We start from the raw sequence: 24320 nt of genomic DNA, 5'->3' as shown, positions 1-24320 counted from the left end.
AACGGTCGGGGCTCGCGACATCACCTGGCCAGAGCGAGTTCGCGCTGCCGGACCATGCGATAGATCTCCCGCGCCTCTTCCAGCATGTCCCCGTGCGCCTCCAACGCCTCGTCGACCTCTTCCTGAGGCACGAGCGCATCGCGGTTTGCGGTGACATTCTTTCGAGGGACATCTCCGGGCCCGATCCTGAGGTGGTGCCCGTGCCGCGCGAGGAATCCGTCGAGATCCTCGACCGTCCCCGCCGCGATTTGATCCAGCTTTTCTCGCATGTGCGCCTCTGGCAGAGGCCCTGCGTTGCCTCCGATGATCCAGTTCTGCATGAACACCTCCAAACGGCCGCCCCGCGTATCCAGGAACGCCTTCAGGCGTGTTTCACGCATGGCCCGCATGCCAGGGCCGAGACTCTGTTCGTCTTCGGAGGGCCGCCGTGCATGACCCGCCGCCGAGATCAGGCGATCGAGCGGATCCCGCAAGAGCGTGACATATTGTGCGTCGGGCAGAACGGCTTTCGCCGCCTCGAACGTGACGTGCCCGGAAATGAAGTCATATGCCGAAAGATGGGGAACGGCCCGGCGAAGTTCGTCGACCGATCGCAACTGCAGGCTTCGGTGAAATCGGCGCCAGGCAGCATGGGAAATCGAGGTCCCGGCCGTCTTGGGGATGTGCAGGAAAACTGTCTGCTGGCCCGAATATCGTCCATTCGAAATGTCATCCAGGTAGGCCCGCAACCGTCTGACAAACCTTCGATCAAGCAATTCCCGCGATGGGATGAGGCGACGCAGGGATGGCGGGACAAAGCCGGGATCGCGGACGAAAAGAACGAAACGCGGATTGCGGAAGACGAGGGTCCAGGAAGCGATTTCCTGCAGAACCTCGACAGGGACAATATTCAGCATGGCCCGATCGAACAGAAGAGCATCGGCCGAAGGCGAATAGTCCACCGTACCGGGGAAATCGTCTCGCAACGCCTCTGGGACGGCGATCGTCATTTCGCCGAAGCGACGATGCAACCTGTCGACCCAGGCGCGGGCGTCCATCCGAAGGGGATCAAGCATTGTTACGACAAATCCGAATGCGATTTCTTCACAGCCTGCGGGCCGCTCCGGGGTCGTCGTCATCGCGGAGCAAAGCGCTGGGCACGGACGCCTAACTTTCCGGACAGGCAAAATCAAATGTTTGGAGGAATGCGCGCGCCGACGCCGGACACCGCCGATCGGACCCGTTGACCGCGCTTTCCCCAAACCCCGACGGCAGAGTGACGAGTGGGCTCTCGCTGGACAGGAGAATGCGGGGATGGCTAGAAGCGGTTCGTGCGTCCCACCGCGCTTGAGGTGACATGATTTCGATTTCTCGCGGCCCGCTGTCCTCCCGCTTTCAGAAAGCAGTTCACGTTGCAAGGTCCAGAGCAAAAGACGAGATAAGCCTGACCTGGGCGAGCATGCCGCAAGAAGATCCCTATGTGAATTTCGGAGACGCGCTCAGCCCGATCGTCGTCAGCGCGATTTCCGGTCACCGGATTCGAAAGGTGCCTTTCGTTTCGGATGAGATCCGCCTCTCCGGAATCGGAACGATTGCCCAGAACTTCGCGGGGGGCACGGTGTATTTCTGGGGCACGGGAATCGACACCGTTCGCCACGGGCCGAATGTCGGGGAAGACGGATACCGGGTTCCGCCCGATACCCGGTTTCATCTCGCCGCCTGCCGGGGCCGCATGACACAGGCAACCCTCGCCGATCATGCCATGACCACTCAGGATGCCTTCGGTGATCCCGGTTGGTTTGCAAACCGCATCTGGCCCGAGCACGCGAACCAGGAGAAGAGTTACGACATCGGCGTCGTCCTTCATTTTACCGAGTGGACGGCAAAGCGGCCCGACGCACAGGTCAAGCCGGAACTGAAACGCTACCATCTCCCGCAATCCCTGAAGCAGCGAGTCTGCTTCATCAATCCGATTGCCCACCGCTCGGTGGAAGGCGTCGGCGAGGTGGTCCGTCAGATCGGCCGGTGTCGCACGATCCTCTCGACCTCGCTGCATGGTCTCGTCATTGCCGAAAGCCTGGGCATCCCTTCTTTCTTCTTCGGTCCCGGCTTCACGCGAGGCCCTTGCGAAATCACCATGACGGAGCCGCGCGTTCTGGACCACCGCATGCGCGATCTCTACTCGATCCTCGGTCGCGAAACCGTCCCGGCCGTCATCTGGCCGCGTCAACGCCTCATGGACTGGCAGGTGGTGTTGGACTGGTGTGAAAAGCAGCGATCCTTCTACGATTTCGACGAAAAGCCGCTTTTCGAAGCCTTCCCCTTTCACAAGGCAGTCTCGCTCTCGGATCAACGCTGGCCGCTTCGAGACGATTTTCTCGCTGACGGCAATTTTCTCTGAAGGGAATCGGGTTGTCGGGCGCGAGGCTTGGCCCGACGGGAATCTGGACCTTTGCGACAACATTTTTTATATGACGGCAACTCCTCATCGCCGTCGACGATCCAGAAGCAGGTGCCCGCATGGCCGGCCATTCACAGTTCAAGAACATCATGCATCGCAAGGGCCGGCAGGATGCCGCCCGCTCCAAGCTGTTTTCCAAGCTCGCCCGCGAGATTACCGTCGCGGCCAAGCAGGGCATGCCAGACCCGGACATGAACCCGCGCCTGCGCCTGGCGATCAACAACGCCAAGGCCCAGTCGATGCCGAAGGACAATATCGACCGTGCCATCAAGAAGGCGGCCGGCGGCGACAGCGAAAACTACGAGGAAGTCCGTTACGAGGGCTACGGCCCGGGCGGCGTCGCCGTCATCGTCGAGGCTCTCACCGACAACCGGAATCGCACGGCCTCGAACGTCCGCTCCTATTTCACCAAGTCCGGCGGGTCGCTGGGTGAGACGGGCTCGGTCTCCTTCATGTTCGACAAGGTCGGCGAGATCGTCTACCCGGCCTCGGTGGGCGATGCCGAAGCAGTCTTGGAAGCCGCAATCGAGGCCGGCGCCGAGGACGTCGTCTCCGACGAGAACGGCCACACGATTGTCACGGCGTTCGAGGACCTCAATGACGTCTCCACCGCCCTGGAATCCTCGCTCGGCGAGGCCGAGAGCGTGCGCGCCATCTGGAAGCCGCAGACCGGCACCCCGGTCGACGAGGACAAGGCCCAGAGCGTCCTCAAGCTGATCGGCAATCTCGACGACGACGACGACGTCCAGAACGTCTATGCCAATTTCGAGGTCGACGAAGAGGTGATGGCGAAGCTTTCGGCTGCCTGACAGCGGATCACCAGCGCAGACCGGCCTGATCCCCATCGGGCGGACGCATGCGAGCCCGTGGCGGTCAAATCCGAACCGCTCGAGCGACACTCCCAAGAGACCGCCTTGGGGCGAGAAAGGTTCAGCGCCACCTGCAGCGGGGCCGAAGCGCCGCAATGCTTTGGTTGCCAGTCAACAGCCGATGCGCGCGCTCAGTTCGAACGCAGGGCACCGCCGTCAGCACGCGCTCCCGACATAAAGTCAGGAAGCGGTCGCCGCTACGCCGAGGTTCGCGTCAAGCTCCGGGCGCGATCCGCAACGATGCGAGCTCGACCGACAAGTCGCGGACAGCCTTTTCGGCCTCACCCGCCAAGTCGCCCAACTCGCATCCGAAACGCACGGGCAGTGAGAGCCGCTTCTCGGGATCGTCTTCCCAGACGAGCACGACGAAGGACCGCTGCCGGTCGAGATCGTGATTCAGACCGACAATCCTGACCGCTGGGTTCTCCGAACTCATCGCACTGGACCTCGGCCTGATCGAAATCTCTTCTGATACCGTCATGCCCTGCTTGCGAGGGCCCGCGCAAGACGTATCGATCCTCGTACCTCTGCAACCCCTGCCCGCGCGGCGATACCGGCAGCTCCCCGCCTCGAGGTACAAATCAGCTTTCGAAGTCCTCTTTCGTCGCGTTGTTCAAATTTAAGATAATTTCGACAAGACTCAACTTGGAATAGCTCAATCTAGACTGCACCGATATTTTAGCCAGCTAACGGTAACGATATAAGTTCGGCATAATTTAACGTTTGAGAACAAGACTTAAGTGCATGAAAAACCATGCAGAGTGCCCCATCCGATGGAAGACGAGATCATCCCAGATCCGAGTAATCGGCGCCGCTGGCAACGACGACGCACGCGCCTGCGGCCTGTGAAACTCCTGACCATTCACGGTCAATTCATCGAAGACTGCCTGTGCGTCGACGTCTCGAGTGGCGGCATGCGGCTTAGCCGGCATTCAGACCGGCCCCTGCCCAAGAAGATCATCGTTTTCGAAGTCTCGGACAAGACGTTCCAGGTCGGGTCGCTGGCGTGGTTGTCGGGCAACCTGGCCGGTCTGCAGTTTGCCAGCCAGGCGATGAAGGCGACCCCCGCCCAATTGCAGGCCCTGGGCCAGACCCGCGGAAACGACGCCGTCTATTACCGCAAATGAGCGACGACGCGCATTCGATGCCGATCGCCAAAGACGCGACCTCACGACCTCGAGGCCGGCGGCCCCGCCATCCCTGGAATCGCATTCATCTGACCGCTTGAGGAGCGCCGGGGTAGGGGAGAACGCCCTTCGACGACGAAGTTTCCCGTTTGTTCACGTTTCGTCTATCCAATGACCGCCGATTCGGGTAGAGGAAGGATTGAATAAAATGTTAACGGAGGCTCCCATCCGCATTATCGGCATCGACCCGGGCCTTCGCCGGACCGGCTGGGGCATCGTCGAGACCCTCGGCAACTCGCTGCGCTTTGTCGCCAGCGGCACGGTCACCTCCGATGCCAAATGCGATCTGCCCTCCCGCCTCCGCCAGCTCTATGACGGCCTCTCCGAAATCATCCACCATCACCGCCCGGACGAAGCCGCCGTGGAGCAGACCTTCGTCAACAAGGACGCGGTGGCGACCTTGAAGCTCGGCCAGGCCCGCGGCATCGCCCTTCTCGTGCCGTCTCTCGCTGGCCTGCCGGTGGCGGAATATGCGCCGAATGCGGTCAAGAAGGCGGTGATCGGCGTCGGCCATGGCGACAAGAAGCAGATCCACATGATGGTGAAGGTGCTGATGCCGAAGGCGAGCTTCGACACGGACGATGCGGCGGACGCGCTGGCCATCGCCATCTGCCACAGCCATCACCGCCAGTCGGCAACCGCGCGGGCCGCCTTCGCCGGGCGATAGGCCCCCCGCCCTCCACCATGCGGCAAAATCTATCCCCCCGCGGGCTCTCTGACGCTTCCAAGACGCGTTAACTGTCTTTATATCGCGGCGCATGAGCACCATGCCCGCCGACACGCCGCTTTCGCGCATCCGCAACTTCTCGATCGTCGCCCATATCGACCACGGGAAGTCGACCCTTGCCGACCGTCTGATCCAGAACACCGGCGGGCTCGATACCCGCGAGATGAAGGATCAGGTGCTCGATTCGATGGATATCGAGCGCGAGCGCGGCATCACCATCAAGGCCCAGACCGTCCGCCTGCACTATACGGCGAAGGACGGCGAGACCTATGTCCTCAACCTCATCGACACGCCCGGCCATGTCGACTTCGCCTATGAGGTCTCGCGCTCGCTCTCGGCCTGCGAGGGCGCACTGCTCGTCGTCGACGCGGCGCAGGGCGTCGAGGCTCAGACGCTCGCCAACGTCTATCTCGCCCTCGACAACGATCTCGAGATCGTGCCGGTCCTCAACAAGATCGACCTGCCGGCGGCCGAGCCCGACCGGATCAAGGAGCAGATCGAGGAGGTCATCGGCCTCGACGCCTCCGACGCGGTGATGATCTCGGCCAAGAACAATCTTGGCATCGAGGACGTGCTCGAAGCCATCGTCCATCGCCTCCCCGCCCCCAAGGAAGGCGACCGCAAGGCGCCGCTCAAGGCGATGCTGGTCGATAGCTGGTACGACGCCTATCTCGGCGTCATCGTGCTGGTGCGCATCATCGACGGCGAATTGAAGAAGGGCCAGACCATCCGCATGATGGGCACGGACGCCCGCTATCCGGTCGACCGGGTCGGCGTCTTCACCCCGAAGATGGTGTTGGTGGATGCGCTCGGCCCCGGCGAGCTCGGCTTCATCACCGCCTCGATCAAGGAAGTCGCCGACACCCGCGTCGGCGACACGATCACCGAGGACAAGCGCCAGACCGAGACGATGCTGCCCGGCTTCAAGCCGGCCCAGCCCGTGGTCTTCTGCGGCCTCTTCCCGGTCGACGCCGCCGATTTCGACGATCTCAGAGCTGCCATGGGCAAGCTTCGCCTCAACGATGCGAGCTTTTCCTTCGAGATGGAATCCTCGGCAGCGCTCGGCTTCGGCTTCCGCTGCGGCTTCCTCGGCCTTCTGCATCTCGAAATCGTCCAGGAGCGCCTCTCCCGCGAGTTCGATCTCGACCTCATCGCGACGGCGCCGTCCGTCGTCTACGACGTCCACATGAACGACGGCTCGATGCTCCAGCTCCACAACCCGGCCGACCTGCCGGACGTGGTCCGGATCGATCATATCGAAGAGCCCTGGATCCGGGCGACGATCCTCACCCCGGACGATTATCTCGGCAATATCCTGCAGCTTTGCCAGGAGCGGCGCGGCATCCAGTCCGACCTCACCTATGTCGGCAAGCGCGCCATGCTGACCTATGAGCTCCCCCTCAACGAAGTCGTCTTCGACTTCTACGACCGGCTGAAATCGATCTCCAAGGGCTACGCCTCCTTCGACTACCAGATGATCGAATATCGCGAGGGCGACCTTGTGAAGATGTCGATCCTCGTCAATGGCGAACCGGTCGACGCCCTGTCGATGCTCGTCCACCGCACCCAGGCCGAGCGCCGCGGCCGGGCCATGTGCGAGAAGCTGAAGGAGCTGATCCCCCAGCACCTCTTCAAGATCCCGATCCAGGCGGCGATCGGCGCCAAGGTCATCGCCCGCGAGACCATCTCAGCGCTCCGCAAGGACGTCACCGCCAAATGCTACGGCGGCGACGCCACCCGCAAGCGCAAGCTCCTCGAAAAGCAGAAAGAGGGCAAGAAGCGCATGCGCCAGTTCGGCAAGGTCGAGATCCCCCAGGAGGCGTTCATTGCGGCGCTGAAGATGGATAGTTGAGGGGCCAGGCCAGGCGCCCCTCCCCCTTCGACAGGCTCAGGATAAGGGGCTACTGGGACGCAGCCGGCTGCGGCAACACCTCCTCTCACCCCTCACCACCATCCAATCCCAGATACCAAACCACCACGCCCGCGACTTGCCGCACCCCCTTTTCCCTCATCCTGAGCCTGTCGAAGGAGGAGGGAAAAGGCAACACGGCGCCAAGCGTCCCTCCCCCTTCGACAAGCTCAGGATGAGGGACTACTGCAACGCCGCTGCATGAAAGCCCTGCATCGAAAGCCACCATTCGCAAGGGGCCAGCGCCGACCCACGCACCAGAGCAGCGATCGCGACTTGCCGCATCCCGTCTCTTCCCTCATCCTGAGGCCCTGAGCTTGTCGAAGGGCGAACCACGAGGGCAATGCTTCAGTCTGCGCCAAGCGCCCCTCGTCCTTCGACAGGCTCAGGATGAGGGTCTACTGAGACGTTGTGCGAAAGCCCCAGCAGCGACAGCGCCTGTTCCCCTCCACCGCGCCCCCAAGCGCCAAACCAAAGCCCGCGACTTGCCGCAACCCCTCTTCCCTCATCCTGAGCCTGTCGAAGGACGAGGGAAGAGGCGATGCTGGAAGCTGCCGTCTAGATGCCGTGCTACGCAGACGGCTACTATACAGGACCGACGAAACAGCCGATCGAATACCGTCTATGCTAATGCAATAAGGGAATCTTCCAAGGCTACACGAAGCCTCACCGCGCTGTGGAGCCCGGGAATTTTAAGCCACCGAATGCATGACTGAGTCGAGAGGAATGCGAGTGATTTTCAGCGGAGAAGGAACTGTCATGCCGGTTTGGCAGATCCAGCGCCTTGATCCAGGCTATCTTTACCTCATTGAGGACAACGGCCGGTACAAGCTTGGCAAAACGAAAACGGAAAAGGACAGGCTGAAGGCTGCCAAGACTTGGCTCCCAGACATGAAGCTTATTGCACGCAAGCCGTTGTGGGGAATCAGTCATCATGAACGTTGCTTGCACACTGCTCTCGTCCGCCACTGGTACTCTGGCGAATGGTTCAAATTCGACGACGACAACGAAATGGAGCAGTACTTTTTAGACGGGTTTGGCGCCTTCGCCGACGATAATCCCGACCGCAATTCAGTAGATTTTATCTATTGGTATAACGAGGGCATGGTCGAATTTGTGACTGAAATGGATCGCCAGAACCTAACCCTCTCAAAGTTTAAGATGCAGGAATCGAGCGTGCAGAAGACGACTTAGCTTGGCATGGTTTCTAAACACATCGAGCCTTGCCGCCTCCGGACAAAGTATCCAGGAGGCGTGTTGGCCGATGTGCCGCTCTCCACCAAGACACACCTAAGAAACCGAAATTCCCCTTTTGACCCAATGCCGCCGCCTCACTTCCGAAAAACTTATCCCCACCCCGTCCCCCTCGCCTATCATCCCGCCACCGCCGGCCCACGGAACGGGCGCGAATGATCACCGGGATCGTTCGGGGGCCGGCGGGCGGTGTCCGGGACGCCCTGCTCTTCCGGAGGGCGGGACGGAGCGGACGGTTTCGAGGCGCCGCTGGACCCAGCTCCCTACCGGGAGATGCGCGGGAATGGGCCGCTTAACCGGGGGCACCCGGGATGCGCCAGCCGCCGTCGCGACAGCCCGCCCGGAACGTGGCAGCGTTCCGGAAGTCGCAAGACAGCGGGAAAGAGCGATCCATTCGAGACCGTAAGACGCCGCGCGGGATGCCGGAGGCGGACCGTACAAACACAAGTTCGGAGGGTCTGCCTCCGGCATCCCGCCGTCCCGCCGGACGGCGACCCCTGCTGCCTTCGGGCGGTCCCTCAAAGCCCGGCCGGGCGATCCGGCGCGGAAACGATGCGGCGCGTCCGCCGATCGGAAGGGCCTCAGCCCGTCACGAAATAATAGCCCGCCAGAAACAGCCCCACCGCGATGACGAAGATGCGCACCGCGATCTGCGCCACGCGTTTGGCGATCCACACGCCGCAATAGCCGCCGAGCGCGACGCCTGGGATCATCGCGAGCGCCCCCGCCCAGTTCACCACCCCGCCCGAGACGAAGACCACGATCGCGACGAGGGCGATGACGTTGGCCAGCACGTTCTTGATGGCGTTGAGGCGGTGATAGTCGCCGCTTTCGGTGAGGCCCAGCGTCGCCAGCATCATGATCCCCATGCCGGCGCCGAAGAAGCCGCCGTAGATCGACGTCACGAACTGGATCAGCGGTGCGGCGAGACCGCGGCGCTCGGTCCGCTCGGCCGCCTCGCGCGGCTTCGGCTTCAGCCACGGCCCGGCTGCAAAGAGACCCGTCGCGCCGAGAAGCAGCCAGGGGACGGCCGCCGAGAACTGCGCATCGTTCAGCCACAGGAGGATCAGCGCACCGAGCAGCGAGCCGAGGATCGACACCACCGCCAAGACGAGAATGCCGCGCCAGATCGTGCGGATGTCCTTTAGATAGGGCAGCGTCGAGGTGAAATAGCCGGGAAGCCCGGCGATCGACGAGGTCGCGTTGGCGGAGATCGGCGGCACCCCGATCAATGACAGGGCGCCGAAGGAGATGAAGGTGCCGCCGCCGGCCACCGCGTTGATCGCGCCCGTGGCGAAGCCGGCGAGGAAGAGGAGGAGAATGACGAGAAGGGACATGGCGGGAATCAGCGCAGAGACATTTGGCGTCTCATACGCGATCGCGGCGGCGGTTTCGCCTGCGGCGCGCGAAAATTCGTGCCCGCCCGCAGGTCATCGCGCCGGCCCCCGTGCCAATCGACACAAGAGGCCGGCGCGTCGTCTCAATACTCGACCACGCCGTCGAGAGCGTAGTGCTTAACGGTCTTGCGGTTTTCGATCAGCGTGTCGATCGTCGGCTCGCCCGTCATGGCGCGGGCGATGGCGAGCTTCGTCGCCTCGTAGTTCGTGCGGTAGAGATCGGCCCTGTCGAGATTCTCGTCCTCGGCGCAGCGCGGATCGAGCCAGATGGTGACGATCATGCAGATGTCGTCGATGAGCCCCTTCGGAATGACGCCGTCGATCACGCAATCGACGATCGCGTCGCCCGTCGCCGCCTGCACCACGCCGCCGAGCAGTTCGACATAGGCTTCCGAATGGATCGTCGCCTTGGTGGTCATCATGGTGGCCGGGCGGACCATCTGGTTGCAGTCGCGCACGACGAACATGCGGGTGTGACCGACGGTCTGGCCGAGCATGCCGGCGAAGGCATGGCCCACCGGACCGGATACGGAGCCGATGACGACTTCCGGCATGGCGTCGGTCGCCTGGCCCTCGGCCGCAAAGACCGTCGCCTCGCCGGCGCGCATGATGATTTCGGTCATGAAATGTCCTCTTCGAAGAGATCGGGGCCCGCGGCGATACGGTTCAAGGGCCCGCAAATGGGGTGCCATGCCGTCTGTAGATCAACAGCGAAGAAAACGAAGATCGATTTGCGTCATGGATTGCCGCCAATTGCGGCGCCGGCCCTAGTGGCCCCGACGCCAGAAGCAGCGGACAAACGGAGAGAGAGCGCCCTACCCGCCACTCGCGACCTGTGGCGGGCCTTTCAGCGCGTGCTCGTCGCGATAGGGGTCGGGCGTGTTCACGTCCGTTTCCTTTTCCGTCCGATACCATTGCTCGTATCGATAGAGCACCAGCTTGTCGCGCCCGAGCCCGCGCAACAGGCTGTACATCATGATGAGAAGCACGAAGGCGAAGGGGAAACCGGCGACGACGGCCGCCGCCTGCAGTGCTTGCAGACCGCCGGCGACGAGCAGCATCGCGGCGATGCAGCCTTCGGCGATCGCCCAGAACAGGCGCTGGATGCGCGGCGGGTCCGCGTGACCGCCGGCGGTGAGCATGTCGATCACGAAGCTCGCGCTGTCCGAAGAGGTCACGAACCACACGACGATCATCACGATGATGATGAGACCGATCAGCGGCGTGCCGGGGAAGAACTCGATCAGCTTGAAGATCGCGCTGCCATAGCTTTCCTTGGTGGCCTCGATCAGGCCGGGATTGCCGTCGAGTTCCATCTTCACGGCGGTCCCGCCAAAGGCGGTGAACCAGAAGAACAGGATCGTCGTGGGAATGAGGAGCACGCCCAGGAGGAACTCGCGAACCGTGCGCCCGCGCGAAATGCGCGCGATGAAGATGCCGACGAAAGGCGACCAGGAAATCCACCAAGCCCAGTAGAACAGCGTCCAGTCCACCTGCCAGTCGGTATCGGAATAGGCCTCGACCCAGAACGAGAACTGCACGAAGCCGGTGATGTAATTGCCGACATTCTCGACGAAGCTGTCGAGAATGTAGAGCGTCGGCCCGACGATCACCACGAAGGCGAGAAGCAGGAAGCTCAGATAGATGTTGAGGGTGGAGATGCGCTTGATCCCGCCGTCGAGCCCGAGCATCACCGAAATCGTCGCAAAGCCCGTGATGATGGCGATCAGGATCAACTGGACGATGACATTGTCGGGAGTGCTGAGAAAGGTCTCGAGCCCGGAACTGATCTGCATCACGCCAAGGCCGAGCGAGGTGACCACGCCGAACATCGTCCCGAAGACGGCGAGGATATCGACCGCATGCCCCCACGGGCCGTAGATGCGCTCGCCGATCAGCGGATAGAGCACCGAGCGGATCGAGAGCGGGAGGCCCTGACGATAGTGGAAATAGGCGAGCGACAGGGCGACAATGCAGTAGATGCCCCAGCCATGCAGGCCCCAGTCGAAGAAGGACAGCACCATGGCCTGCTTCGCTGCTTCGACGGATTCCGGTTCGCCGAGCGGCGGGGCGAAGAAGTGATAAAGCGGTTCGGCCACCGCCCAGTAGAGTAGCCCGATGCCGATTCCGGCGGAAAACAGCATCGCCATCCAGGACAGAAGCCCGTATTGCGGCGTCTCGGTCTGGGCGCCGAGCCGGATGTCGCCATAGCGGCTGAATGCCAGATAGACCGTCAACACGAAGGCGAGGTTCGTCACGCAGATCAGGAACCAGCCGAAATAATCAGCGATCGCCGTCTTGGCGCCCTGAAAGACCGTGTTGGCGAACTCCGGCCAAATCACGCCGAACAAGAGGAAACCGAGGATCAAACCCGCGGATGTCAGGAAAACCGGAGGACTGACACTGGGAAACGGACCCAGTCGGCCGGTTTCCACTCCGCGCGTGTAATCGTTCTCGGTTGTAGCCAAAGGAACCTCGCGAGCAGGGATGTTGCGATGATTTCCAAGCTAACTGATCCATGCGCAAATTCCGTCAAGTGACCGAACTATTCTCATTCTCGGGCCGAAACGGTCCCGCCGCCGCAACCAATCCTCTGATTCATGCATTGTCTTTTCCAAGATAGAATTGGAGGCAAACATGATCAGAAGCATTCTGAAGTCACTTTTTGTCGGTTGGGTCGCCAAGAAATTCTTGCACCGCGGACCGTCGCGGCGTCGCCGCGCGCCGTCGCACGCGCCCCGGCGCGTCTGACCTTCGACATATCAAGACAAGAGAAGGGCCGGCTCCGGAAGGTGAGCCGGCCCTTTCTCTAGAGCAATCGGGTGCGTTTTGTGGTGAGAGGACGTTGAGAGTCTGAATCAGTCGGCAGGACGCGTACCCTTCTTCGCCGTCTCTTCGACCTCGACGAGAATTTCGGCGCCGCTATTGGTGGGGTAGCTATTTGGTCCCGGTGTTTGGCCCGGTCCGCACGGCCCCGCTGGGACACTTCGTTCCAGGTCGGTCCTCGCCCGGTTACCGATTTTCCGCGTTCTCCGAGGCGGGCATGGGGCAATCATACGACACTTTCTGGGTCGTATAGGTGATCAGACCTGCTGCGCACAGCGTCCCGAGCTCGGGAAAATACATACCGTCCGGCGGAGTGCTACGCATCGCTTTGAGGACGAACCCATCATCCACCCCCATCCTCTTCACATAGGCCCCGATGATCCTGTAGGCTGGACTGTCGAGCGGGATCGCGACGCCGTTAGCCGAGATTTGGTGAAAACCGATCCGGTAGACTTGTTTCGGACTAACAAGGATGCGCGGTGGGACGCCGGCCATGAAAATCAGCGGGCAGGCGGATTCGCAATCGGCGTAGAGAGCAGTGATTAACCCTCGCTCCCGGATTAGCTCGCCCGCCTGCATCGCGTCCTTGACGCTTCCGCCGCGGCTGCCGAGGTTGATGACACGGATCTCGTGTTTCGACAGAACCGCCTCAAACTCTTTGAAGAACCCAGGCACGATATCGCCCAGCACGTATAGAATTCCGTCATCAACGCGAAAGCTCGCCGACGTATTCCAATCGGGCCCAAGCAGTCCTTCTGGAATACCGTGCTGTCCGTGGCAGGACAATTCCCAGACCTCGGCGCGCTGATCGCCGTTCATGGACCGAAACTCTTCAACCGCGATCACCCAGGTGTTGAGATTCCACGAATATCCCAGGATCTGGTTGAAGTCATAGGCGTCCGGATCGATCGAACCCGCCGGCGGACTGTGAATTTCGTCCGGCCGCGGACTGACATATCTCATATACTCTGAAATATCGCCGATCCCCATCATCTCGGCAAGGACCTGGCATCGGATGGCCGACACGTCGACGGAGCGTATCATCCGTCCAACGCTGTTGTAGTCCCACCCGTACCCTTCTGCCCACGTCTCAATCGCGCGAGCTCGTGACCGCGCGTCGGCGATCCGGTCCTCCCAGCCCTCCGCGAAGACGGTCTGGACGAGGCTGAGAAAGGCGAGCGTGTGAACGAGCAATCGAAACATGCGAGACCTCGCAGTGTTGAGACAATATCTCGTATCACCATGTGCACCGTGAATTTTCGGGTGCAGTCAGACGAATTCAAACTTGCCACTGCTGGGATAGTGACATCGTTCCTTATGCAACTCCGAGACCGCGCGGTTCGTCAAGAGGGGTGGCACGGTCGGCCAGTCGCCGCAGACTTTCTGCGTCTGGCGCCCGGCAAGGATTCGAACAATCTCAAGCGAATAACCGCCAGCTGGGACGAAACATTCCTCAAAACCGTCATATCAGCCGCGTGAACTCACCCGATTACCCTGGCCCTTTATCGTTGCTCTGGGCCGAATTCAGCGGTGTGTGAAGGATACCCCCGTCACGACAATTGTCCACTCGGTGCGGAACGCCAGATCCAGAGTATCGTCCGGACAGGTCTGCTCGCCGTCGACGGTCCACCCGCGCGCTGTCCAGTTCCGCCCGCGGCGTATGTCTTCGCCGCTTGCCATCGGCTCATGGGCAAGGCTCGCCGCATAAAAGTCGAAGCAGTTCTTGCCACGCCGGGCGACGAGAAAGCAGCCGCCGACCAGTTCGTCCGAGCGGTAGAAGGTGCACAACCGTGCGTTCCTGACGCTCCAGTCGCCCGCCCATTGCCCAGCCGCGTCGCGGTAGGTCAGGGCACCACCCGTGTCGTAGCTCTCGTGCCAGAAGCTGCCGTCACTGTAGACCCCTTGAAACCGTCGGCCGGAAAATGTCTCGACCAGCGCAGCGTCCCCCAAGACGCCGGTGATCAGTTCATTCAGACCCGGGATCTCGGCGCGGGCCGTGGAAACAACGAGAATGAGCGCCAGAATCGCGAACGTACCGCGCATGAGCCCCACCAGTTGACGCATCGTCCGCATCCTTCCCACCCGAAACATCGGTCAGGATGGGCCGATCCCGGCGTGATGCCAAGCGGGAAGTCGATCGTTCCCGCCTGCAAACGCGCATCGAGGCCGTCGCATGGTTCGGGGCCTCATCATTCCACGAAGGCGATGAACCGGCCGGCCAGGATCGCCGACACCCAGATGACGATCGAGATTGCGCCGGAGACCGCCAGTCCGGCGCTGATGCTTCCCTCGGCGCGAAGCCGTCGCCAGTCCGAACTCCGGTGGACGAAAATGGCATGCGCCGTGCCCAAACCGACGAGCAGGAGCTTGATCTGGAAAGGGCGGTTCACGGCGTAGTCCTGCGGGGAGACCGCGAACAAGAGCGCCCCGGTCACGAGAGCGAGCATCAGCCCCGTTGCCGCGATCCTCGGCACATATCGCGCCAGCGCTTCGACCGGGATGCTCCGCAACGCGCCGACCAATCGCAGATCAAGAACGAGGATCGATCCGAAGAGCGTCGCGAAGGCCAGGATATGCACCGCATTGAGGACTGGATAGGCGACGAGCGATGTCCTCAACGCCAGAGCCGGCGTGGAGCCGGCAATGGCGGCGAGGACGTCCTCCAACAACGCTCGAACACTCAGGCCTGCGGCTTCAGGCTCTTCTCCCGCCGGGGATAGACGTCATAGGTCTTGCCGTTGACGGTGATGGTCTCCGCCTTGAAACGCAATTCGCCGGGATCGCTGGAACGATGGCCGGTGAAGGACGCCGTATCGCCGACTTGAGCCACGCCTTCGACGAAGCCGGCGCGCGACGTGGCATAGGGCGGAGCCAGGTCGACTTCCCATCTCCCCTCGTCATTGACGATCTGAAGATGTGCATGGGGATTGCCGAGAGAAAGTTCCGTGATCTCGCCGGAGAGCCGGCTCTCCTCGCTTTCGGTCCAGGACCAGCCATGATGGGCGTAGGCCGTCAGCGGCACAGCCGCTGCCCCGACCAGGCTGGCAGCGATCATGGCGGCTCGAATCTCGTTGCGGCGTGTCATCATTTCTATCCTTCGCTTGGTCCGGCCCGTGGCCCAGCCGATCTCTCGCGCATCTGATTTCAGGTTTGCGAGAGAGGCTCAGCCAGTGTTCCAACTGCCCGCCCACGTAGGGTCGGCTGCCGCTCGAGGCACCAGACGCTCCGCACAACTGACCGTGAGGTATGCTTCAAGGTGGCGACGATCAGAACGCGGAACGAACGTCAGTCCTCGTCATCCTCGGCGTGCCGGGGATGTTCGGCGGAAAGGAAGTCGCCAAAGGCCGAAAGCGGCTCGACATAGCTCGCGAACACCTTGATGCAGACCATCAGCGGCACGGCGAGAAACATGCCGACGCCACCCCATATCCAGCCCCAGAAGGCCACCGACAGGAAAACCGCCGCGGCGTTCATCTCCAGGCGGCGCCCGACGATCATCGGCGTCAGGAACTGGCCCTCGATGGTCGTGCAGGCGAGATAGAGAAGCACCGGCACGGCCGCATTGCCGAGATTTCCGAACTCGGCGAGCGCGATCACCCCCACCAAGGCCATGCCTGCCAGCGAACCGAGATAGGGAATGAAATTCAGCAGCGTCGCCAGAGCCCCGAATACCGCCGGTGTCGGCATGTTGACCCACCAAAGGCAGGTGCCGACGGCGATCCCGAGGCCGATATTGATAACGGTGATCGTGAACAAATATCGCGAGAGTTCGCGTTCGATGTCGTGGGCGATGTGGAGGGCCCGCTTCTTGTCGGCGAGCGTCGGCATGGCCCGCACGAGCTTCTGATAGAAGAGGTCTCCCGAGGCGAGAAGAAAGAACAGGAAGATCAAGGCAAAGGCGATCGACGCCAGCACCTGCGGGACCACGACCGTGGCGTTGTCCAGCAGTCCGGGATTGCGCACCACGACTTCCTGCGGTTCGTCCGAGGATGGCGGTCCCGCATTGTCCTGTTCGGCCACTTGCTCGACCTGCCGCTGCGCGCTTTCCAGGCGATCGAAGCGATCGCGGATCGACCGAAGCTCGGAATCGACGGCAGCGATATAACGCGGTGAGTCATTGACGAGATTGGTGATGGGATCGCTCAGCATGTAGAAGCCGAAGACGAGGGTAGTCAGCGCTCCAAGGACCAGCCCCAGCGCGGAGATCGGCTCCCAGATCCTCAGGCGGCGTCGCAGGAAGCGGACGATCGGGCTCATGACGAGGGCAAACAGCAGGGCGAGGATCACCGGCAGGAGAAAGCTCGACGTGAGGTAAAGAGCCCCGAAGAAGAGGATGAAGAAAATGCCGATCACCGCCCAACGCGGGCCGGTGTGGAAGCTCTGGCTGTTGATCAGGCCGATCGTGGGCGAAATCGACGAGCGCTCCTGGCGTCGATGCGGGTCTTTCTCGGACGACACTCTCACCCCTTCTCAGTGTCGCCCTGTAACGAACGATTTGCCGACCAAGTTCCCGCGAGAGAAGCACACTCCCCCGGCAACGCCATTTCGTCCGCGTTAATCGCAACCGCAAGCTTGGTAACGCGGAGTCTCGGATTCGCTCCTGGCGGTGTCGCTCAGTGCAGGATCTGCGACAGGAACAGCTTGGTGCGCTCATGCTGCGGATCGGTGAAGAAGGCGTGTGGTTCGTTCTGTTCGACGATCTGACCCTGATCCATGAAGATCACGCGATTGGCGACCTGACGCGCAAAGCCCATCTCGTGGGTCACGCACAGCATGGTCATGCCCTCTTCGGCGAGCCCGACCATCACGTCGAGCACTTCCTTGATCATCTCGGGATCGAGCGCCGACGTCGGCTCGTCGAAGAGCATCACCTTGGGGTTCATGCAGAGCGAGCGGGCGATCGCCACGCGCTGCTGCTGACCGCCGGAAAGCTGGCCCGGATACTTGTGCGCCTGCTCGGGGATCTTGACCCGCGAGAGGTAGTGCATGGCAATTTCCTCGGCCTTCTTCTTCGGCATCTTGCGCACCCAGATCGGCGCGAGGGTGCAGTTTTCGAGGATCGACAGGTGCGGGAAGAGATTGAAGTGCTGGAACACCATCCCGACTTCGCGCCGCACCTCGTCGATCTTCTTCAGATCGTCGGTGAGCTCGATCCCGTCGACGATGATCTTGCCCTTCTGATGAGTCTCGAGGCGATTGATGCAGCGGATCGTGGTCGACTTGCCGGAGCCGGACGGACCGCAGATGACGATCCGCTCGCCGCGCCGGACGGTCAGATTGATGTCGCGCAGGACGTGGAATTCGCCGAACCACTTGTTCACGCCGATCATCTCGACGGCGACCTCATCGGAGATCTGCAGCTTCTTCTTCGGCGCTTCGGAAACGGCGGCTTCGGCTTGAACGCTCATGGTCGGTTCCTTTGAAATCTAGCTCTTGTGGCCGGTGTCGAGCCGTCGCTCGGTGTAGATCGAGTAGCGCGACATGCCGAAGCAGAAGACCCAATAGATGAAGGCGGCGAAGATCAGGCCCGTGGCCGGGGTCGACGGCGTGATCCAGTTGGGATCGTTGAAGCCCCGGCGCACCGTGCCCAGGAGATCGGCGAGGCCGATGATGTAGACAAGGCTCGTGTCCTTGAAGAGGCCGATGAAGGTGTTGACGATGCCCGGGATCACCAGCTTCAGCGCCTGCGGCAGGATGATCATCCGCATCTTCTGCCAATAGGTGAGCGCCATCGCGTCAGCGCCCTCGTACTGGCCCTTGGGGATCGCCTGCAGACCACCGCGGATCACTTCCGCCATGTAGGCGGCCGAGAAGAGCGCCACGCCGACAAGGGCGCGGAGAAGCTGGTTGAAGCTCACCCCTTCCGGCATGAACAGCGGCAGCATGAAGTTCGCCATGAACAGGACGGTGATCAGCGGCACGCCGCGCCAGAACTCGATGAAGATGACGCAGAGAAGCTTGACCGCCGGCATGTCGGAGCGCCGGCCGAGCGCAAGGATCACCCCCAATGGCAGCGAGGCGGCAATACCCGTCAGCGCGACCACGAGGGTCAGCATCAGGCCGCCCCAGAGATTGGTCGGCACCGGCGGCAGACCGAAATTCGTCGACATGACGAAGACGAAGAGGATCACCGCTCCGGCCGGAATGAACAGCCGCGCGAGATTGCCACCGTCCCGCCGCGCCATGAAGCCGGCATAGACGACCGCGCCGAGCGAGACCACGGCAGCCAGGAAGGAGATCAAGGACAGCGGCGAGAAGCGGAAGTCGAGGAAGACGATTGTTCCCGCCGACACGAAGTTCGAAATGAGAATCGCCACCAGTGAGAGGAGCGCCGCCCCGATCCCGATCTTCACCGCCATCGAATGGAAACCGACCTCGGGTTCGGCCGAGACGTCGCTGATCGTCACCGCAGCGGCGATCAAGAACAGAAGCGCGAGTTCACCGCCGGAGAAGGCGAAACGCCCGCCGGTGAGAAGCACCAGCGTGACGACCGGAAAGACGGCGAAGAGGAGAACCGCGTTCAAACGTTTGTAGGGCAAGGATGGGATCGCGATCCCGGCCACAAGGATGACCAGCATGATCAGGGAGAGATCGATCCGCCACCGCTCGTCCAGCGGATAGACGCCATAGACGAACTGGCCGAACTTGGCGCCGATGAAGGCCCAGCAGGCGCCGCCGTGGCCGCCGCCTTCCACGAGGCAGGCTTCACGGTCCGAGCCGGAGAAGACGGCATCGACGACGGCCCAGTTGAAGATGTTCCACACCGCCCAGACGATGAATATGCCGGCAAGGATCGACAGGACGGAATCGACCGGCGTCGAAAACAGATTGCGCTTCACCGTGCCGAAGGCGCCGGTCTCGCTGGGCGGCGGCGGCAATGCCGATTTGTGGTCTTTCGAGACGTATTGGAAAACCTGTTCTTCCATCTGTCAGGCTCTCCTCAACGCTCGACCAACGCCATCTTGGCGTTGAACCAGTTCATGAATATCGACACGGAAATGCTGATCGTCAGGTAGACCGTCATCCAGATCACCACGATCTCGATCGACTGGCCCGACTGGTTGAGGACCGTCGAACCGACCGCCACCAGTTCGGGATAGCCGATGGCCAGACCCAGAGACGAGTTCTTGGTGAGGTTCAGATACTGGCTGGTGAGCGGCGGGATGATGACGCGGAACGCCTGGGGCACGACGACGAGGCGAAGAGCGTGGCCCCGCTTCAGCCCGAGTGCCGACGCCGCCTCGTTCTGCCCCTTGGAAACCGACAGGATGCCGGCGCGCACGATCTCGGCGATGAAGGCGCCGGTGTAGATCGACAGCGCCAGCCACAGGGCGATGTATTCCGGCCGAACCTGGAAACCACCGGCGAGGTTGAAGCGGTTCGCCGTCGGATATTCCAGCGTCGCCGGAAGACCGGTGAGCAGGAAGGCGAGGATCGGGAGGCCGACGACGAGGCCGACGGTGGGCCAGAGTGTGGGCTTGCGCTCGCCCGTGGCAAGCTGGATCTTCTTGTTTCGCCGGGCGAGATAGATCGCGCCGGCGACACCGATCACGAAGGCGAAGACGGAGGCGTAGGCGAGCGCCTCGAAGATCAGGCTCGGAATCTGCAGGCCGCGATTGGTGAGGTAGACGCCGAAGACGTTTTCCTCGACCCCGCGGGGCCCGCTCAAGACCGACAACACGCCGAAATACCAGAACAGGATGACCAAGAGCGGCGGAATGTTGCGGAAGGTCTCGACATAGACGGTCGAGAGCATGCGGATCAGGAAGTTACGCGAAAGCCGGCCGATGCCGACGATGAAGCCGAGAATCGTCGCCAGAGCGATGCCGGTGCTCGCCACGATCAGCGTGTTGATGATGGCGACGATGATCGCGTGGCCGTATGTGTCGTTCGACGTGTACGGGATGGGGGTGATGGCGATGTCGAAGCCGGCGCGCGACCACAGGAAGCCGAAACCCGACGCGATATTGGCCGCGGCCAGATTGCGGGCCGTGTTGTCGATGATCCACCAGGTGAACGCCACCAGGGCGACGATGAGGGAAACCTGGATGACGATGCTGCGGACGGTGGGGTTCGTCAGCCAGGACGACCCGCTTTCGCGCGGCATCGGTTGCGTCTCGACGCTCATGACGACGGACTCCTCCGACAAACGGCTTTCATGCGGAATGGAAGTTCAGGCCGGCCCTGCCGCGCGCGACAGACAGCGCGTCCTGACAGATTGCCGAAGTCGGCGTGATCCGCGGGCGCCGGGAGGACGCCCGCGGAAAGCCTCAACCGATCTTAGCGGATCGGCATGCCGTACTGCAGGCCGCCGTCGGTCCACAGGGCGTTCTGGCCACGCTGGATCTTCAGCGGCGTGTTGACGCCGATATTGCGCTCGAAGATCTCGCCGTAATTGCCCACGGCCTTGATGACGTTCGCAGCCCAGTCCGCCGAAAGGCCGACCGCCTCACCGAAGTTCTTGTCCTGACCGAGCAGGCGACGGATTTCCGGATTCTCGGATTCCATCATCTCGTCGACATTGTCCATCGTGACACCGAGTTCCTCGGCGTCGAGCAGCGCGAAATGGGTCCACTGGACGATGTTCAGCCACTGGTCGTCGCCCTGGCGCACGGCCGGTCCGAGCGGCTCCTTGGAGATGATCTCCGGCAGGATCGTGTGGTTGTCCGGGTTGGCCATTTCGAGACGGGAAGCGGCGAGGCCCGAAGCGTCGGTCGTCAGCACGTCGCAGCGACCGGAATCATAGGCCGAGTTCACGTCGGACTGGGATTCGATGACGACCGGATTGTATTCCATGTTGTTGACGCGGAAATAGTCCGCGAGGTTCAGCTCCGTCGTGGTGCCGGACTGAACGCAGACCGTCGCGCCGGACAGTTCGAGCGCGGAGTTCACGCCGAGATCGTTCTTCACCATGAAGCCCTGGCCGTCATAGTAGTTGACGCCGGCGAAGGCGAGGCCGAGCGTCGTGTCGCGGTCCATCGTCCAGGTCGTGTTGCGGGCGAGCAGGTCGATCTCGTTGTTCTGCAGCGCCGGGAAGCGCTGGACCGCCGAGAGCGGCGAATACTGCACCTTCGAGGCATCGCCGAAGACAGCTGCCGCGACCGCCTTGCAGTAGTCGACATCGAGGCCCTGCCATTCGCCCTGATCGTTCTGAGAAGCGAAGCCCGGCAGACCGGTGTTCACGCCGCAGCGAAGCATCCCGCGGTCCTTGACGGTCTCAAGCGTCTGCGCCGATGCCGTTCCGGCGGCGAGGCCCGCAATCGATAGACCAAGTACGGCGGTCAGGAGCTTTGATTTCATCAGGAAGCCTTCCCCATCTGGGTTTTGATTGTTAGTGCGGTGGCGCGTACCCCAAGGCACGCACCGAAACGGCCCTTCGTTGCGAGTGCCGTCTTCAACCAATTCAATTCCATGACAAAATTTTATGCAGGTCAAGCAGCCACCGCGTTTTCCCGACCATTTTCGCCGCAAGAGACCGTGACTGCAGACAAAATGAGCAGAAGGCCCTTCCCTTGAACAAAGATCGCCCAAACGCGCCGCGAAACGGCGTGAACACGCGCCTTTCACACCCGCCTTACGATCCCCATTCCACCCATGGCTTCGTCAATCCGCCGGTGGTGCGCGGCTCGACGGTGCTGTTCGAGTCAACCGAGAAAATGCGTCGCCGGTCGGAGCTCCCCTTTACCTACGGATTGCGCGGAACGCCTACGACAAAGGCGCTTGAGGACGCGCTGAGCGAGTTGGAAGGCGCCGCCGATACCATTCTGGTTCCCTCGGGCCTTGCCGCGATCTCGATCCCGCTGCTCGCTTTTCTGGGCGCTGGCGACCACTGCCTCGTGGTCGATTCCGTCTATTCGCCGACGCGCACCTTCTGCAACGGCACGCTCACGCGCATGGGCGTCGAGGTCGAGTATTTCGACCCGCATATCGGCGCCGGCATCGCCGAACTGATGCGCCCTCATACCAAAGTCGTATTCCTCGAAGCGCCGGGCTCCAACACGTTCGAGATGATGGATGTGGCAGCCGTCGCCGCAGCCGCGCGCAAGGGCGGAGCAGTGACCATGCTGGACAACACCTGGGCCACCCCCCTCTTCTTCCGACCGCTCGAACATGGGGTGGATCTTTCGATCCACGCGCTGACTAAATATCCGGGCGGGCACTCGGACCTGATGATGGGCAGCGTCTCGGCCCACGAAGCCACCGCACGCGAGCTTCGCAAGACGCAGATGCAGATCGGCGTCAACGCGGCGCCGGACGACTGCTCTCTCGTCCTGCGCGGACTCAAGACCATGGGTGTCCGGCTGGAGCGTCACATGGCGTCGGCCATGGCGATCGCCGAATGGCTAGAAGGCCGCGACGACGTCTCCGCCGTGATGCACCCCGCCCTCCCTTCCTTCGCTGAGCACGAGTTGTGGAAGAAGCAGTTCTCGGGCGCCAGCGGCCTCTTCTCCTTCGTGCTGCCGGTCGGCTTCCGAGAGGCCAGTGCGTTTCTCGATGCGCTGACCCTGATCGGTCTCGGCTATTCCTGGGGCGGCCACGAGAGTCTTGCCGTCATCGTCGACCTGTCCGATCGAACGATCGCGACGGGTCCGGAAACCGGCACGCTGATCCGGCTGCAGGTAGGATTGGAGGACGTGGAAGACTTGAAGGCCGATCTGGAGCTGGGCTTTGCCGCCATGGCAGAGGCTGGCCTACCGTCGTAGATGACGCCGCTGCAGAAGAGAGAGCGGCGCTGCGGGGTCGCTTCTCTGACGAGGTAGAAATCCATCGCGGACGAGAGATCATGCAGCTTGGCGCCGCCCGGAGGACCGGCCAGCGCCAGGCGCACTTGCACTTATTTGAACAGCGGATGTCCTGCCGGCAGGAAGAGCACGTCGTAGAACAACGGCCGCCTCTGCAGGTAGTTCATGATGTTGTAGAACCAGAAGCCCTTTTCCTGCATCCGCGTAATCATCTGGGAAAAGGTATAACCACCCTCGAAACGCTCTCGGACCGAGACCTCCGCGATGATGAAGGCAACGTCCGGGAGGTGCTTGTCCAGCCCCTCGATTGCATCCATCTCGAAGCCTTCGATATCGAGTTTGATGCCGATCTTCGGCTTCGGCTTGTACTCGTCGATGACGGCATCAAGGGTCGTCACATCAACCGTATAGGTCTTAGCGTCCGCTCCACCTGTCAGGCTGGTACGCTTGAGAAGCGTCGACTTGGCGTCATCATCGCTGATTTCCATACGTCCCGGCGCGCGACCGATCGCCTTGTTGATGAACTTGTATTTTTCAGGCTTGAGACGCAGAACGTCTTCGCCACCCGCTTGCGGGTCGATCAGCAGGAAGTCGAGTTCCGGGTAAGCATGGTACAACGGCTTCGTACCCTGACGAACCCCAACATCGATGATCGAATTCGGTCCGAGTTGGAGCCCCTGAAGGTAAAAGGGGTTAAACAACTCTGCCTGTCTGGTGTAGCCGAAACGGGCGGCAAACTTGTGAAACTCGGTTTCGAATACGGACATTGATGCTTCCTGTGGGTTGCTGGGAGGAATGGGTTGCGGTGACACGGGAGCACTGAGTTGGCCTCTCCGAAGACGCCTGAAGCCGTACCGACCGACCCGTTTCAGCCCCCCTACGATGCTCTTTAAGTCGTTTCTCGACACGATTGTGTGTTCCTCGATAGGCGTCGATTGTCCCTGAACGCACCAGCCTTCTAGAGGATAA

Annotated in this window: 23 protein-coding genes; 8 read left to right on the top strand and 15 right to left on the bottom strand. The window is 61.8% G+C overall.

Annotated elements, in window-relative coordinates:
* Positions 1 to 20: 20 nt before the first annotated feature.
* Positions 21 to 380: a hypothetical protein gene (locus MF134_RS06830; protein ID WP_255338678.1), complete on the bottom strand. Its 360-nt coding sequence runs from the start codon at positions 378 to 380 to the stop codon at positions 21 to 23.
* 51 nt (positions 381 to 431) lie between these two features.
* Here MF134_RS06830 and MF134_RS06825 point away from each other — a divergent pair, with 51 nt between their 5' ends.
* From MF134_RS06825 to MF134_RS06815, 3 genes are all read left to right on the top strand, one after another.
* Entirely contained in the window at positions 432 to 1226 is a 795-nt protein-coding gene (locus tag MF134_RS06825) for a hypothetical protein (RefSeq protein ID WP_255338677.1), read from the top strand.
* A gap of 233 nt (positions 1227 to 1459) precedes the next feature.
* Positions 1460 to 2380, top strand: coding sequence for a polysaccharide pyruvyl transferase family protein (locus tag MF134_RS06820; RefSeq protein ID WP_255338676.1), 921 nt, complete (start codon positions 1460 to 1462; stop codon positions 2378 to 2380).
* Positions 2381 to 2499: 119 nt separating this feature from the next.
* The gene (locus MF134_RS06815; RefSeq protein WP_255338675.1) at positions 2500 to 3249 is read left to right on the top strand and encodes a YebC/PmpR family DNA-binding transcriptional regulator; all 750 of its coding nucleotides are present in this window, start codon (positions 2500 to 2502) and stop codon (positions 3247 to 3249) included.
* Between the two features lie 274 nt (positions 3250 to 3523).
* Here the strand turns inward: MF134_RS06815 and MF134_RS06810 are convergent, their stop codons facing one another.
* Positions 3524 to 3745: a hypothetical protein gene (locus MF134_RS06810; RefSeq protein WP_255338674.1), complete on the bottom strand. Its 222-nt coding sequence runs from the start codon at positions 3743 to 3745 to the stop codon at positions 3524 to 3526.
* 337 nt (positions 3746 to 4082) lie between these two features.
* Here MF134_RS06810 and MF134_RS06805 point away from each other — a divergent pair, with 337 nt between their 5' ends.
* The 4 genes from MF134_RS06805 (at position 4083) to MF134_RS06790 (ending at position 8326) form a co-directional block, all read left to right on the top strand.
* The gene (locus MF134_RS06805) at positions 4083 to 4436 is read left to right on the top strand and encodes a hypothetical protein (protein WP_255338673.1); all 354 of its coding nucleotides are present in this window, start codon (positions 4083 to 4085) and stop codon (positions 4434 to 4436) included.
* Between the two features lie 208 nt (positions 4437 to 4644).
* Complete coding sequence (ruvC, locus tag MF134_RS06800; protein WP_255338672.1) at positions 4645 to 5163, top strand: crossover junction endodeoxyribonuclease RuvC; 519 nt, start codon at positions 4645 to 4647, stop codon at positions 5161 to 5163.
* Positions 5164 to 5263: 100 nt separating this feature from the next.
* Positions 5264 to 7075: a translation elongation factor 4 gene (lepA, locus tag MF134_RS06795; RefSeq protein WP_457589960.1), complete on the top strand. Its 1812-nt coding sequence runs from the start codon at positions 5264 to 5266 to the stop codon at positions 7073 to 7075.
* Between the two features lie 816 nt (positions 7076 to 7891).
* Positions 7892 to 8326: a GIY-YIG nuclease family protein gene (locus tag MF134_RS06790; protein ID WP_255338670.1), complete on the top strand. Its 435-nt coding sequence runs from the start codon at positions 7892 to 7894 to the stop codon at positions 8324 to 8326.
* A 641-nt stretch (positions 8327 to 8967) separates the two neighbouring features.
* Here MF134_RS06790 and MF134_RS06785 read toward each other — a convergent pair.
* The 12 genes from MF134_RS06785 to MF134_RS06730 form a co-directional block, all read right to left on the bottom strand.
* Positions 8968 to 9723 carry a sulfite exporter TauE/SafE family protein gene (locus tag MF134_RS06785; RefSeq protein WP_255338669.1) on the bottom strand — a complete coding sequence of 252 codons (756 nt, stop codon included), beginning with the start codon at positions 9721 to 9723 and terminating at the stop codon, positions 8968 to 8970.
* A gap of 143 nt (positions 9724 to 9866) precedes the next feature.
* Positions 9867 to 10406: a formaldehyde-activating enzyme gene (fae, locus tag MF134_RS06780; protein ID WP_255338668.1), complete on the bottom strand. Its 540-nt coding sequence runs from the start codon at positions 10404 to 10406 to the stop codon at positions 9867 to 9869.
* Between the two features lie 192 nt (positions 10407 to 10598).
* Complete coding sequence (locus MF134_RS06775) at positions 10599 to 12218, bottom strand: BCCT family transporter (protein ID WP_255338975.1); 1620 nt, start codon at positions 12216 to 12218, stop codon at positions 10599 to 10601.
* Positions 12219 to 12795: 577 nt separating this feature from the next.
* Complete coding sequence (locus MF134_RS06770; RefSeq protein WP_255338667.1) at positions 12796 to 13812, bottom strand: COG3904 family protein; 1017 nt, start codon at positions 13810 to 13812, stop codon at positions 12796 to 12798.
* A gap of 321 nt (positions 13813 to 14133) precedes the next feature.
* Complete coding sequence (locus MF134_RS06765; RefSeq protein WP_255338666.1) at positions 14134 to 14673, bottom strand: hypothetical protein; 540 nt, start codon at positions 14671 to 14673, stop codon at positions 14134 to 14136.
* A 125-nt stretch (positions 14674 to 14798) separates the two neighbouring features.
* Positions 14799 to 15278, bottom strand: coding sequence for a DUF6644 family protein (locus MF134_RS06760; protein WP_255338665.1), 480 nt, complete (start codon positions 15276 to 15278; stop codon positions 14799 to 14801).
* 11 nt (positions 15279 to 15289) lie between these two features.
* Positions 15290 to 15694, bottom strand: coding sequence for a DUF6152 family protein (locus MF134_RS06755; RefSeq protein WP_255338664.1), 405 nt, complete (start codon positions 15692 to 15694; stop codon positions 15290 to 15292).
* Positions 15695 to 15894: 200 nt separating this feature from the next.
* Positions 15895 to 17067: an AI-2E family transporter gene (locus MF134_RS06750; protein ID WP_255338663.1), complete on the bottom strand. Its 1173-nt coding sequence runs from the start codon at positions 17065 to 17067 to the stop codon at positions 15895 to 15897.
* Positions 17068 to 17222: 155 nt separating this feature from the next.
* Positions 17223 to 18017, bottom strand: coding sequence for an amino acid ABC transporter ATP-binding protein (locus MF134_RS06745; protein ID WP_304363653.1), 795 nt, complete (start codon positions 18015 to 18017; stop codon positions 17223 to 17225).
* A gap of 18 nt (positions 18018 to 18035) precedes the next feature.
* A complete protein-coding gene (locus tag MF134_RS06740) occupies positions 18036 to 19535 on the bottom strand; it encodes an amino acid ABC transporter permease (RefSeq protein WP_255338662.1) in 1500 nt (499 codons plus the stop codon).
* Between the two features lie 14 nt (positions 19536 to 19549).
* Positions 19550 to 20737, bottom strand: a complete 1188-nt coding sequence (locus MF134_RS06735; protein WP_255338661.1) for an amino acid ABC transporter permease — start codon at positions 20735 to 20737, stop codon at positions 19550 to 19552.
* Between the two features lie 152 nt (positions 20738 to 20889).
* Positions 20890 to 21909: a transporter substrate-binding domain-containing protein gene (locus tag MF134_RS06730; protein WP_255338660.1), complete on the bottom strand. Its 1020-nt coding sequence runs from the start codon at positions 21907 to 21909 to the stop codon at positions 20890 to 20892.
* A gap of 212 nt (positions 21910 to 22121) precedes the next feature.
* Here MF134_RS06730 and metC point away from each other — a divergent pair, with 212 nt between their 5' ends.
* The gene (gene metC / locus MF134_RS06725; protein ID WP_255338659.1) at positions 22122 to 23312 is read left to right on the top strand and encodes a cystathionine beta-lyase; all 1191 of its coding nucleotides are present in this window, start codon (positions 22122 to 22124) and stop codon (positions 23310 to 23312) included.
* Between the two features lie 131 nt (positions 23313 to 23443).
* Here the strand turns inward: metC and MF134_RS06720 are convergent, their stop codons facing one another.
* Positions 23444 to 24118 carry an FkbM family methyltransferase gene (locus tag MF134_RS06720; RefSeq protein WP_255338658.1) on the bottom strand — a complete coding sequence of 225 codons (675 nt, stop codon included), beginning with the start codon at positions 24116 to 24118 and terminating at the stop codon, positions 23444 to 23446.
* Positions 24119 to 24320 lie beyond the last annotated feature (202 nt).

It is taken from the genome of Jiella marina, assembly GCF_024359545.1.
Lineage (GTDB): Bacteria > Pseudomonadota > Alphaproteobacteria > Rhizobiales > Rhizobiaceae > Jiella.
Note: the sequence above shows the minus strand (reverse complement) of the source record. Positions and strands in the feature narration are given on the sequence as shown.

What these genes read in the sequence shown, in the direction of transcription:
- MF134_RS06830 (WP_255338678.1), bottom strand. Translation starts at nt 380, where the DNA reads ATGCGTGAAACACGCCTGAAGGCGTTCCTGGATACGCGGGGCGGCCGT.
- MF134_RS06825 (WP_255338677.1), top strand. Translation starts at nt 432, where the DNA reads ATGACCCGCCGCCGAGATCAGGCGATCGAGCGGATCCCGCAAGAGCGT.
- MF134_RS06815 (WP_255338675.1), top strand. Translation starts at nt 2,500, where the DNA reads ATGGCCGGCCATTCACAGTTCAAGAACATCATGCATCGCAAGGGCCGG.
- MF134_RS06810 (WP_255338674.1), bottom strand. Translation starts at nt 3,745, where the DNA reads ATGAGTTCGGAGAACCCAGCGGTCAGGATTGTCGGTCTGAATCACGAT.
- MF134_RS06805 (WP_255338673.1), top strand. Translation starts at nt 4,083, where the DNA reads ATGGAAGACGAGATCATCCCAGATCCGAGTAATCGGCGCCGCTGGCAA.
- ruvC (WP_255338672.1), top strand. Translation starts at nt 4,645, where the DNA reads ATGTTAACGGAGGCTCCCATCCGCATTATCGGCATCGACCCGGGCCTT.
- lepA (WP_457589960.1), top strand. Translation starts at nt 5,264, where the DNA reads ATGCCCGCCGACACGCCGCTTTCGCGCATCCGCAACTTCTCGATCGTC.
- MF134_RS06790 (WP_255338670.1), top strand. Translation starts at nt 7,892, where the DNA reads ATGCCGGTTTGGCAGATCCAGCGCCTTGATCCAGGCTATCTTTACCTC.
- MF134_RS06785 (WP_255338669.1), bottom strand. Translation starts at nt 9,723, where the DNA reads ATGTCCCTTCTCGTCATTCTCCTCCTCTTCCTCGCCGGCTTCGCCACG.
- fae (WP_255338668.1), bottom strand. Translation starts at nt 10,406, where the DNA reads ATGACCGAAATCATCATGCGCGCCGGCGAGGCGACGGTCTTTGCGGCC.
- MF134_RS06770 (WP_255338667.1), bottom strand. Translation starts at nt 13,812, where the DNA reads ATGTTTCGATTGCTCGTTCACACGCTCGCCTTTCTCAGCCTCGTCCAG.
- MF134_RS06765 (WP_255338666.1), bottom strand. Translation starts at nt 14,673, where the DNA reads ATGCGTCAACTGGTGGGGCTCATGCGCGGTACGTTCGCGATTCTGGCG.
- MF134_RS06755 (WP_255338664.1), bottom strand. Translation starts at nt 15,694, where the DNA reads ATGACACGCCGCAACGAGATTCGAGCCGCCATGATCGCTGCCAGCCTG.
- MF134_RS06745 (WP_304363653.1), bottom strand. Translation starts at nt 18,017, where the DNA reads ATGAGCGTTCAAGCCGAAGCCGCCGTTTCCGAAGCGCCGAAGAAGAAG.
- MF134_RS06740 (WP_255338662.1), bottom strand. Translation starts at nt 19,535, where the DNA reads ATGGAAGAACAGGTTTTCCAATACGTCTCGAAAGACCACAAATCGGCA.
- MF134_RS06735 (WP_255338661.1), bottom strand. Translation starts at nt 20,737, where the DNA reads ATGAGCGTCGAGACGCAACCGATGCCGCGCGAAAGCGGGTCGTCCTGG.
- MF134_RS06730 (WP_255338660.1), bottom strand. Translation starts at nt 21,909, where the DNA reads ATGAAATCAAAGCTCCTGACCGCCGTACTTGGTCTATCGATTGCGGGC.
- MF134_RS06720 (WP_255338658.1), bottom strand. Translation starts at nt 24,118, where the DNA reads ATGTCCGTATTCGAAACCGAGTTTCACAAGTTTGCCGCCCGTTTCGGC.